This is a genomic window from Staphylococcus sp. EG-SA-2 (assembly GCF_017152085.1).
The window spans coordinates 1-11,506 of the sequence record NZ_JACYHC010000983.1; the positions used below are offsets into that span (position 1 = coordinate 1).

Sequence of the window (11,506 nt, forward strand, 5' to 3'; positions counted from 1 at the left end):
CATCTGTGCAAAATTATGAGAATAAAGCGTCTGATGATTATTATGATGTAAACGATATTAAAGGAACAAAAAGTAAAGACCCTAAACGAAGAATTCCATATATGGAAATTGTTGGCCAAGTACATGGGACGTATATTATTGCTCAAAATGAATTTGGCATGTACATGATTGACCAGCATGCAGCTCAAGAAAGAATAAAATATGAATATTTTCGAGATAAAATAGGTGAAGTTACCAATGAAGTACAAGATTTATTAATCCCGTTAACATTTCATTTTTCAAAGGATGAACAATTAGTTATTGATCAATATAAAAATGAGCTTCAACAAGTAGGTATCATGTTAGAACATTTTGGTGGTCATGATTATATTGTAAGTAGCTATCCAGTTTGGTTCCCTAAAGATGAAGTAGAAGAAATCATTAAAGATATGATTGAGCTAATTTTGGAAGAGAAAAAAGTAGATATTAAAAAATTACGTGAAGATGTAGCAATCATGATGTCATGTAAAAAATCTATTAAAGCGAATCATTATTTACAAAAACATGAAATGTCTGATTTAATTGATCAATTAAGAGAAGCGGAAGATCCATTTACATGTCCACATGGTCGTCCAATAATCATTAATTTTTCAAAATACGAATTAGAAAAATTATTTAAGCGTGTGATGTAGAGAGGATGAATCAAGTGAATAACAACATATTGCCTGCTATAAGAAACATTAAAGATTTAGAGAAACTGATTAAAACAGATTATAAAATGTGTGTGCTTCTAGATATGCATATAGGACATATAAAAAGTATTATGGAATTGCTGAAGCAAAATCATATAGAGTGTTTTATTCATATAGATTTGATAAAAGGTTTAAGCCACGATGAATTTGCAAGTGAATTTATTATTCAGCAATACAAGCCAAAAGGTATCGTATCGACTAAATCTAAAGTAATAAAAAAAGCTAAATCATTAAATACTTTAACGATTTTTAGAGTATTTATTATTGATAGTCAAGCATTGAAACGCAGTATAGATTTGATAAAAAAAGTTGAACCTGATTTTGTTGAAGTACTTCCAGGTGTTGCGAGTAAAGCGATTCATCATATTCAGAAAGAAACAAACACACAAGTCATTGCAGGTGGCCTAATTAATACAATAGATGAAGTCAATGAAGCTGTTAAAAATGGAGCGAAATATGTAACAACTAGTTATGATAAACTTTGGTAAATCATAAGTCTGCAAAAATTTCATTTTTCACGAGATTTAGTCATATAACATATTAAAAAAGCCGTTTTCATATGGGATATGTAATAAGGTATTTAAGGTATCATACAAAGAATAATTAAATAACATAATTAGCACCTCTAAAACGATTAAAATCATTAAAGTTTTAGAGGTGTTTATTAGTAAAAAATGCAACTAGTCATAAAAAATATGGCTGAAGAATGTCAATTAAACAAAATGGCGTCATAAATAAATTAGTGCGGATTGATATTTCTAGTTTTCAAATTAAACTACTTTTATAAAGACTTGAAAAATTAAATTTGACAAAATTTTTACAAAAACCATTGACAACGCTTTCATATCGATAGTATCATAACAAATATAATAAAAGTTAATACATAGAATAGAGACGGGAGATTTCTACGAGCCAAACTGCTAGTGTAGGAATCTCTTTGTCTTTTTGGGAGGACATTTAATATGAATGTATATTTAGCAGAATTCCTAGGAACTGCAATCTTAATCCTTTTTGGTGGTGGCGTTTGTGCCAATGTCAATTTAAAGAGAAGTGCTGCGAATGGTGCTGATTGGATTGTTATCACAGCTGGATGGGGATTAGCGGTTACAATGGGTGTGTTTGCTGTCGGTCAATTCTCAGGTGCACATTTAAACCCAGCGGTGTCTTTAGCTCTTGCATTAGACGGAAGTTTTGATTGGTCATTAGTTCCTGGTTATATTGTTGCTCAAATGTTAGGTGCAATTGTCGGAGCAACAATTGTATGGTTAATGTACTTGCCACATTGGAAAGCGACAGAAGAAGCTGGCGCGAAATTAGGTGTTTTCTCTACAGCACCGGCTATTAAGAATTACTTTGCCAACTTTTTAAGTGAGATTATCGGAACAATGGCATTAACTTTAGGTATTTTATTTATCGGTGTAAACAAAATTGCCGATGGTTTAAATCCTTTAATTGTCGGAGCATTAATTGTTGCAATCGGATTAAGTTTAGGCGGTGCTACTGGTTATGCAATCAACCCAGCACGTGATTTAGGTCCGAGAATTGCACATGCGATTTTACCAATAGCTGGTAAAGGTGGTTCAAATTGGTCATATGCAATCGTTCCTATCTTAGGACCAATTGCCGGTGGTTTATTAGGTGCAGTGGTATACGCTGTATTTTATAAACATACATTTAATATTGGTTGTGCAATTGCAATTGTTGTAGTTATTATTACTTTGATTTTAGGTTACATTTTAAATAAATCATCAAAAAAAGGTGATATCGAATCAATTTACTAAAATAAAAAGAAACGTAAATAGCATAATTTAACATGTTTGATTCATGGATTATGCTATTTTTTCGCCAAAATTTAACAGATTTTGTACAATGGGTTAGCGATTATTTTTTAATAAAGGAGATACTACTAATGGAAAAATATATTTTATCTATAGACCAAGGAACAACAAGCTCAAGAGCGATTTTATTCAATCAAAAAGGGGAAATTGCAGGGGTAGCACAACGTGAGTTTAAGCAATATTTTCCACAATCAGGTTGGGTTGAACATGATGCAAATGAAATTTGGACATCTGTGTTAGCTGTAATGACGGAAGTAATTAATGAAAATGATGTTAGAGCTGATCAAATTGCAGGTATCGGTATTACAAACCAACGCGAAACAACGGTGGTTTGGGACAAACATACTGGCCGCCCAATTTATCACGCAATTGTTTGGCAATCACGTCAAACACAATCAATTTGTTCAGAATTAAAACAACAAGGATATGAACAAACATTTAGAGATAAGACAGGATTACTTTTAGATCCGTATTTTGCAGGTACAAAAGTTAAATGGATTCTAGACAATGTTGAAGGTGCACGAGAAAAAGCAGAAAATGGCGATCTATTATTTGGAACGATTGATACTTGGTTAGTATGGAAATTATCAGGAAAAGCTGCGCATATTACTGATTATTCAAATGCGAGTCGTACATTAATGTTTAATATCCATGATTTAGAATGGGACGATGAGTTATTAGAACTACTTACAGTACCTAAAAATATGTTGCCAGAAGTTAAACCTTCAAGTGAAGTATATGGTAAGACAATTGATTACCACTTCTATGGTCAAGAAGTACCAATCGCTGGTGTAGCTGGTGATCAACAAGCAGCATTATTTGGACAAGCTTGCTTCGAACGTGGTGACGTGAAAAACACATATGGAACTGGTGGCTTCATGTTAATGAATACAGGTGACAAAGCGGTTAAATCTGAAAGTGGTTTATTAACAACAATTGCTTATGGTATTGATGGAAAAGTAAATTATGCGCTTGAAGGTTCCATCTTTGTTTCGGGTTCAGCAATCCAATGGTTACGTGATGGATTAAGAATGATTAATTCAGCACCACAATCAGAAAGTTATGCGACACGAGTTGACTCTACTGAGGGTGTTTATGTTGTTCCAGCTTTTGTAGGTTTAGGAACACCATATTGGGATTCTGAAGCACGTGGTGCGATTTTCGGTTTATCACGTGGAACTGAAAAAGAGCACTTTATCCGTGCAACTATAGAATCACTATGTTACCAAACTCGTGACGTTATGGAAGCAATGTCAAAAGACTCTGGCATTGATGTCCAAAGTTTACGTGTCGATGGTGGTGCAGTTAAAAACAACTTTATTATGCAGTTCCAAGCAGACATTGTTAATACTTCTGTTGAAAGACCTGAAATTCAAGAAACTACAGCTTTAGGTGCTGCATTTTTAGCAGGATTAGCAGTTGGATTCTGGGAGAGTAAAGATGATATCGCTAAAAACTGGAAATTAGAAGAAAAATTCGATCCGAAAATGGATGAAGGCGAAAGAGAAAAATTATATAGAGGTTGGAAAAAAGCTGTTGAAGCAACACAAGTTTTTAAAACAGAATAAACTTGTAGATTAGACTTTTGTATAAACATTGTGATACAATCAATTTAAGTTAATATTTGAATCGAGAAACGAGAGATTTGTTCGAACATGTACAATTGAAGGATTGTTTATGTGGGACAAGTCTCTCGTTTTTACATTTTTTAGGAGGCGTTTTGGAATGGCATTGTCTACTTTTAAGAGAGAACATATTAAAAAGAATTTAAGAAATGATGAATATGATTTAGTAATTATTGGTGGCGGTATTACAGGTGCAGGTATTGCACTAGACGCGAGTGAAAGAGGAATGAAAGTTGCATTAGTTGAAATGCAAGACTTTGCACAAGGAACAAGCTCAAGATCTACAAAATTAGTCCATGGTGGTTTACGTTACTTAAAACAATTCCAAATTGGAGTAGTTGCCGAAACTGGTAAAGAACGTGCGATTGTTTATGAAAATGGGCCTCATGTTACGACTCCAGAGTGGATGCTTTTACCAATGCATAAAGGTGGAACATTTGGTAAATTCTCAACATCAATTGGTTTAGGAATGTATGATCGTTTAGCAGGTGTTAAGAAGTCTGAACGTAAAAAAATGTTATCTAAAAAAGAAACTTTAGCTAAAGAACCATTAGTTAAAAAAGAAGGTCTAAAAGGCGGCGGTTACTATGTTGAATATCGTACTGACGATGCGCGTTTAACTATTGAAGTTATGAAGCGTGCTGCTGAAAAAGGCGCAGAAATTATCAACTATACTAAATCTGAACACTTCACTTATGATAAAAATCAACAAGTAAATGGTGTTAAAGTTATAGATAAATTAACTAATGAAAATTATACAATTAAGGCTAAAAAAGTGGTTAATGCAGCAGGCCCATGGGTTGATGATGTTAGAAGTGGTGATTATGCACGCAATAATAAAAAATTACGTTTAACTAAAGGTGTACATGTTGTTATTGATCAATCAAAATTCCCATTAGGTCAAGCAGTATACTTTGATACTGAAAAAGATGGAAGAATGATTTTTGCAATTCCACGTGAAGGAAAAGCGTATGTAGGTACTACAGATACATTCTATGACAATATCAAATCTTCACCATTAACTACACAAGAAGACAGAGACTATTTAATCGATGCGATTAATTACATGTTCCCTAGTGTTAATGTTACAGATGAAGATATTGAATCAACATGGGCAGGAATTAGACCATTAATTTACGAAGAAGGCAAAGACCCTTCTGAAATCTCTCGTAAGGATGAAATTTGGGAAGGTAAATCAGGTTTATTAACTATTGCAGGTGGTAAATTAACAGGCTATCGTCACATGGCTCAAGACATTGTTGATTTAGTATCTAAACGCTTGAAAAAAGACTACGGTTTAACATTTAGTCCATGTAATACAAAAGGTCTGGCAATTTCAGGTGGCGATGTAGGTGGTAGCAAGAACTTTGATGCGTTTGTAGAGCAAAAAGTAGATGTAGCTAAAGGATTCGGCATTGATGAAGATGTTGCAAGACGTTTAGCATCTAAATATGGTTCAAATGTTGATGAATTGTTCAACATTGCGCAAACATCTCAATACCATGATAGCAAGTTACCATTAGAAATTTATGTAGAACTTGTTTATAGTATTCAACAAGAAATGGTATACAAACCTAACGATTTCTTAGTTCGTCGTTCTGGTAAAATGTATTTCAATATTAAAGATGTATTAGATTATAAAGATGCTGTCATCGATATTATGGCAGATATGCTTGATTACTCTCCAGCTCAAATTGAAGCATATACTGAAGAAGTTGAGCAAGCAATTAAAGAAGCGCAACATGGAAATAATCAACCAGCAGTTAAAGAATAATTAATTTGTACAATCATAAACTGGTGTCCTGTTTTAAGGGCATCAGTTTTTTTATACGAGATACATTAGTCAATTGAAACTATGCATCACTAAATGTATGATAATAATAAAAGCGAATATAAAAACGTTGTTATTAAAGGTGTGAGATGATGACTGAAAAACAATTTAAATTAACTGTACAAGATAATACGAATATTGAAGTTAAAGTGAATTTTACAGATGTAGATTCAAAAGGAATTATTCATATATTTCATGGTATGGCTGAACATATGGAACGTTACGATAAATTAGCACATGCACTTTCAAAGCATGGCTTCGATGTGATACGTCATAATCATCGAGGACATGGTATTAATATTGATGAATCAACAAGAGGGCATTACGATGATATGAAACGAGTTATCGGTGATGCCTTTGAAGTAGCGCAAACAGTGAGAGGCAATGTTGATAAACCATACATTATAATCGGACATTCAATGGGATCCGTTATAGCTAGATTGTTTGTAGAAACATATCCGCAATATGTTGATGGTCTAATTTTAAGTGGTACTGGTATGTATTCATTATGGAAAGGTTTACCAACCGTTAAAGTGTTACAACTGATTACAAAAATTTATGGTGCTGAGAAACGAGTTGAATGGGTTAACCAGTTAGTATCAAATAGTTTTAATAAAAAAATACGTCCATTACGTACACAAAGTGATTGGATTTCTAGTAATCCAATTGAAGTAGATAACTTTATTAAAGATCCATATAGTGGATTTAATGTGTCAAATCAATTATTATATCAAACAGCCTATTATATGCTACATACATCACAATTAAAAAATATGAAAATGTTAAATCATGCCATGCCTATATTATTAGTTTCAGGATATGACGATTCTTTAGGTGATTATGGTAAAGGGATTTTAAAATTGGCGAATATATATAGAAAAGCTGGCATTAAAAATGTTAAAGTGAATCTTTATCATCATAAACGTCATGAAGTGTTATTTGAAAAAGATCATGACAAAATTTGGGAAGACTTGTTTAAATGGTTGAATCAATTTTATAAAAAATAAAGAAAGTGGAATTAAATATGAATAAAAATAAGCCTTTTATTGTAGTAATTGTGGGGCCAACTGCTTCAGGTAAAACAGAGCTTAGCATAGAACTCGCGAAGCGTATCAATGGTGAAATCATAAGCGGTGATTCTATGCAAGTTTACAAACATATGAATATTGGAACTGCAAAAGTAACACCTGAAGAAATGGATGGTATTCCACATCATTTAATTGATATCTTGAATCCTGATGATACATTTTCAGCATATGAATTCAAGCGATTAGCAGAAGATTTAATTACTGATATAACGAATAGAGGTAAAGTTCCAATCATAGCAGGTGGAACAGGCTTATATATTCAATCATTAATATATAATTATGAATTAGAAGATGAAACAGTTACACCTGCACAATTATCCATAGTTAAACAAAAGTTATCTGCATTAGAACATTTAGATAATCAGCAACTACACGATTATTTAGCTCAATTTGATGCGGTTTCTGCAGAAAATATTCACCCTAACAACCGCCAAAGAGTGTTGCGCGCTATTGAATATTATTTAAAAACAAAAAAACTTTTGAGTAATCGCAAGAAAGTGCAACAATTTACTGAAAATTATGATACATTATTATTAGGGATTGAAATGTCGCGTAAAACATTATATTCAAGAATAAATAAACGTGTTGATATTATGTTGGATCACGGATTATTTAGAGAAGTGCAACAACTTGTTGAACAAGGCTATGAATCTTGCCAAAGTATGCAAGCTATTGGATATAAAGAATTAATACCTGTGATTAACGGACAAATGATTTATGAAGATGCTGTCAATGATTTAAAGCAACATTCACGCCAATATGCAAAACGACAAATGACATGGTTCAAGAATAAAATGAGTGTTCATTGGTTAGATAAAGAAAATATGTCACTTCAAATGATGTTAGATGAGATTACAACCCAGATTAAGTAAAAGGAGTCCGACAGATGATTGCAAACGAAAACATCCAAGACAAAGCACTAGAGAATTTTAAAGCAAACCAAACTGAAGTAACTGTATTCTTTCTAAACGGTTTCCAAATGAAAGGTGTTATTGAAGAATACGACAAGTATGTCGTAAGCTTAAATTCTCAAGGCAAACAACACTTGATTTACAAACATGCGATCAGCACTTATACAGTAGAAACTGAAGGTCAAGCATCTACTGAAAGTGAAGAATAAGTTGTAATCATATGGGCACGATTTAATGACTCGTGTACATAACGTTTGAAGTATGATAAATAGATATAGAAATAAAGTCATATGTGACATCAATTAAATGATGTTCAAATGACAAGATACAATAGAGGAATGTTTGTAATAAAAACGCTTCATATAAAGGTCGAGTCAATATATGATACGACTTTATATGAAGCGTTTTATTTGCTATGAGCTAGTATATTTTATAATAATTTTTCTATTTCTCTTTCGATTTGAACAGGTTTTTTTTGAGGTGCAAATCGTTTAACAACGTTACCTTCGCGATCCACTAAAAACTTAGTGAAATTCCATTTGATTTTCTCATTAAAGAATCCGTGTTGTGCCGCAGTCAAATATCTAAATAAAGGTAATTGATGTTCCCCTTTTACGTCTATTTTTTGATGCATAGGGAAGGTAACACCATAGTTTAATTTACAGTTTTGAGCTGCTTCTTCGCCTGATCCAGGTTCTTGACCACCAAATTGATTACAAGGGAAACCTAGAATTACAAACCCTTGATCTTTGTATTTCTCGTATAATGATTGCAAACCTTCAAATTGTGAAGTAAAGCCACATTCGCTAGCTGTATTAACAATTAGCATAACGTCACCCTTATATGCATCTAATTTGTAAGTAACACCTTTATTTGTTTCTACTACAAAATCATAAATTGTCTCCATTGAATCATCCTTTCGATTTACTTAAAATGTACCATAAAATCGTGTAATAGTCTTTACTAAAACTCTATGATAGAATACTTTGAGTAGGATTTTATTAAGGAGATGTATAACATGGCTCAGCAACAAATTCATGATACTAAAAATAAACTAGAAAAAGCTGTCTTAGTCGGTGTACATGCTCAAGATGATAAGCAATTTAATTTTGAGTCTACAATGGAGGAATTATCATCTTTATCAGAGACTTGCCAACTTGAAGTGTTGGGTCAAATTACTCAAAACAGAGATCGTGTAGATCGCAAATATTATGTTGGTAAAGGTAAAATTGAAGAAATTCAAGCATTTATTGAGTTCAAAGATATTGATGTAGTCATCACAAATGATGAATTAACGACTGCACAATCCAAATCACTAAATGAAGCTTTAGGTGTAAAAATTATTGATAGAACTCAGTTGATTCTTGAAATATTTGCATTAAGAGCAAGAAGTAAAGAAGGTAAATTGCAAGTAGAGCTAGCACAACTTGATTATTTATTACCTAGATTGCAAGGCCATGGTAAAAGTCTTTCTCGTTTAGGTGGCGGTATTGGAACTAGAGGCCCTGGTGAAACGAAGTTAGAGATGGATCGCAGACATATTCGAACTCGTATGAATGAAATTAAACATCAATTGCGGACGGTAGAAGAACATCGCGAAAGATATCGAAATAAAAGAAATCAAAATCAGGTGTTTCAAGTAGCTTTAGTTGGTTATACAAATGCTGGTAAATCATCATGGTTTAATGTTTTAGCAAATGAAGAGACGTATGAAAAAGATCAATTATTTGCAACGTTAGATCCTAAAACACGACAAATTCAAATAAATGATGGATTTAATTTAATTATTTCAGATACTGTTGGTTTTATACAGAAACTACCTACGACGTTAATTGCAGCTTTTAAATCAACTTTAGAAGAGGCTAAAGGTGCAGATTTATTAGTACATGTCGTAGATAGTAGCCATCCTGAATACCGTACGCAGTATGACACAGTTAATGATTTAATCAAACAATTAGATATGAGTCATATTTCTCAAATAGTTATTTTTAATAAAAAGGACTTATGTGATCATGCATCAAATCGTCCAGCAAGTGATTTGCCTAATGTTTTTGTTTCTTCTAAAAATGATGGTGATAAATTACTTGTTAAGACGTTATTTATTGATGAAATCAAAAGGCAATTAACTTATTATGATGAGACAATTGCGACGAATAATGCAGATCGATTATATTTTCTAAAACAACATACATTAGTGACTGAACTTAAATATGATGAAATTGAAAATGTTTATCGTATAAAAGGATTTAAAAAATAATAAAAGGACGAAATTCAAATGAAAGATATAAGTAAGATAGTAGCTGACGTCGAATCAACGTTAGCACCATATTTTAAAGAAATTGAAGAAACAGCATATATTAATCAAGAAAAAGTATTAAATGCATTTCATCATGTCAAAGCAACCGAAAGTGATCTACAAGGATCAACAGGATACGGGTATGATGACTTTGGACGTGATCATTTAGAAGAAATATATGCGCAGGCATTTAAAGCAGAAGATGCAATTGTTCGTCCGCAAATTATTTCAGGTACGCATGCGATTACTATTGCATTACAAAGTTTATTAAAACATGGTGATGAATTAATTTATATAACGGGTAGTCCATATGACACTTTACTTGAAGTCATTGGCGTAAACGGAAATGGTATTGAAAGTTTAATGGAGCACGGCGTATCGTATAAAGATATTGCACTTAAAGAAGGTAAGATCGATATTGAAAGTGTGTTAGATGGGGTTTCTGAGCGCACCAAAGTAATAGCGATTCAACGTTCGAAAGGCTATGATCAAAGACCTTCAATTCCGCTAGATGAAATTGAAAAGGTAATTACTAGGTTGAAAAACGTGCATCCTAATATTTTAATATTTGTGGATAACTGTTATGGGGAATTTGTTGAAAGACGTGAACCTATAGAATGTGGTGCCGATTTAATAGCAGGATCATTAATTAAAAACCCTGGCGGTGGTTTAGCTAAGATTGGTGGATACATTGCTGGTAGAAAAGATTTAATTGAACGATGTGGTTATAGATTGACAGCACCTGGTATTGGTAAAGAAGCGGGTGCATCATTAAATGCATTGCTTGAAATGTATCAAGGTTTCTTTTTAGCACCACACGTTGTCAGTCAGAGTCTTAAAGGTGCATTGTTTACTAGTTTATTTTTAGAAAAAATGAATATGAACACAACGCCGAAGTACTACGAAAAACGAACTGATTTAATTCAAACAGTTAAATTTGAAACGAAAGAACAAATGATTTCATTTTGTCAAAGTATTCAACACGCATCCCCAATTAATGCACATTTTAGTCCAGAACCTAGTTATATGCCTGGTTACGAAGATGATGTTATTATGGCAGCTGGTACGTTTATTCAAGGTTCATCGATTGAATTATCTGCAGATGGACCTATTCGTCCTCCTTATGAAGCATATGTTCAAGGAGGATTAACATATGAACACGTTAAAATTGCTGTGACAAGAGCTG

The 11,506-nt window shown here is 32.8% G+C and carries 10 protein-coding genes and 1 pseudogene; 10 read left to right on the forward strand and 1 reads right to left on the reverse strand.

Annotation, left to right across the window (positions count from 1 at the left end):
* From IDG60_RS16915 to hfq, 8 genes and pseudogenes are all read left to right on the forward strand, one after another.
* A pseudogene (locus IDG60_RS16915) lies at positions 1-671 on the forward strand (DNA mismatch repair endonuclease MutL); the annotation flags it as partial.
* Positions 672-676: 5 nt separating this feature from the next.
* Complete coding sequence (locus IDG60_RS16920; RefSeq protein ID WP_001077635.1) at positions 677-1,219, forward strand: glycerol-3-phosphate responsive antiterminator; 543 nt, start codon at positions 677-679, stop codon at positions 1,217-1,219.
* Between the two features lie 474 nt (positions 1,220-1,693).
* A complete protein-coding gene (locus IDG60_RS16925; RefSeq protein ID WP_001103743.1) occupies positions 1,694-2,512 on the forward strand; it encodes an MIP/aquaporin family protein in 819 nt (272 codons plus the stop codon).
* A 128-nt stretch (positions 2,513-2,640) separates the two neighbouring features.
* Positions 2,641-4,137, forward strand: coding sequence for a glycerol kinase GlpK (gene glpK / locus IDG60_RS16930; protein WP_000417375.1), 1,497 nt, complete (start codon positions 2,641-2,643; stop codon positions 4,135-4,137).
* A gap of 157 nt (positions 4,138-4,294) precedes the next feature.
* Complete coding sequence (locus IDG60_RS16935) at positions 4,295-5,968, forward strand: glycerol-3-phosphate dehydrogenase/oxidase (protein ID WP_001218596.1); 1,674 nt, start codon at positions 4,295-4,297, stop codon at positions 5,966-5,968.
* A gap of 149 nt (positions 5,969-6,117) precedes the next feature.
* Entirely contained in the window at positions 6,118-7,032 is a 915-nt protein-coding gene (locus tag IDG60_RS16940) for an alpha/beta fold hydrolase (protein WP_000136952.1), read from the forward strand.
* 17 nt (positions 7,033-7,049) lie between these two features.
* Positions 7,050-7,985, forward strand: a complete 936-nt coding sequence (gene miaA / locus IDG60_RS16945) for a tRNA (adenosine(37)-N6)-dimethylallyltransferase MiaA (RefSeq protein ID WP_001548613.1) — start codon at positions 7,050-7,052, stop codon at positions 7,983-7,985.
* 14 nt (positions 7,986-7,999) lie between these two features.
* The gene (gene hfq / locus IDG60_RS16950) at positions 8,000-8,233 is read left to right on the forward strand and encodes an RNA chaperone Hfq (protein WP_000561358.1); all 234 of its coding nucleotides are present in this window, start codon (positions 8,000-8,002) and stop codon (positions 8,231-8,233) included.
* A 221-nt stretch (positions 8,234-8,454) separates the two neighbouring features.
* Here the strand turns inward: hfq and IDG60_RS16955 are convergent, their stop codons facing one another.
* Positions 8,455-8,931 (reverse strand): glutathione peroxidase, encoded by a 477-nt coding sequence (locus IDG60_RS16955; RefSeq protein WP_000448078.1) that lies wholly within the window; start codon positions 8,929-8,931, stop codon positions 8,455-8,457.
* 111 nt (positions 8,932-9,042) lie between these two features.
* Here IDG60_RS16955 and hflX point away from each other — a divergent pair, with 111 nt between their 5' ends.
* A complete protein-coding gene (gene hflX, locus IDG60_RS16960; RefSeq protein ID WP_000068617.1) occupies positions 9,043-10,281 on the forward strand; it encodes a GTPase HflX in 1,239 nt (412 codons plus the stop codon).
* A gap of 18 nt (positions 10,282-10,299) precedes the next feature.
* The coding region (locus tag IDG60_RS16965) for a methionine gamma-lyase family protein (RefSeq protein ID WP_206160969.1) at positions 10,300-11,506 on the forward strand (1,207 nt) is incomplete at its 3' end.

Bases quoted from the DNA above. Each gene is read 5' to 3' on its own strand.
- IDG60_RS16935 (WP_001218596.1), top strand. From the start codon at position 4,295: ATGGCATTGTCTACTTTTAAGAGAGAACATATTAAAAAGAATTTAAGA.
- hfq (WP_000561358.1), top strand. From the start codon at position 8,000: ATGATTGCAAACGAAAACATCCAAGACAAAGCACTAGAGAATTTTAAA.
- miaA (WP_001548613.1), top strand. From the start codon at position 7,050: ATGAATAAAAATAAGCCTTTTATTGTAGTAATTGTGGGGCCAACTGCT.
- IDG60_RS16925 (WP_001103743.1), top strand. From the start codon at position 1,694: ATGAATGTATATTTAGCAGAATTCCTAGGAACTGCAATCTTAATCCTT.
- IDG60_RS16955 (WP_000448078.1), bottom strand. From the start codon at position 8,931: ATGGAGACAATTTATGATTTTGTAGTAGAAACAAATAAAGGTGTTACT.
- glpK (WP_000417375.1), top strand. From the start codon at position 2,641: ATGGAAAAATATATTTTATCTATAGACCAAGGAACAACAAGCTCAAGA.
- IDG60_RS16920 (WP_001077635.1), top strand. From the start codon at position 677: ATGAATCAAGTGAATAACAACATATTGCCTGCTATAAGAAACATTAAA.
- hflX (WP_000068617.1), top strand. From the start codon at position 9,043: ATGGCTCAGCAACAAATTCATGATACTAAAAATAAACTAGAAAAAGCT.
- IDG60_RS16940 (WP_000136952.1), top strand. From the start codon at position 6,118: ATGACTGAAAAACAATTTAAATTAACTGTACAAGATAATACGAATATT.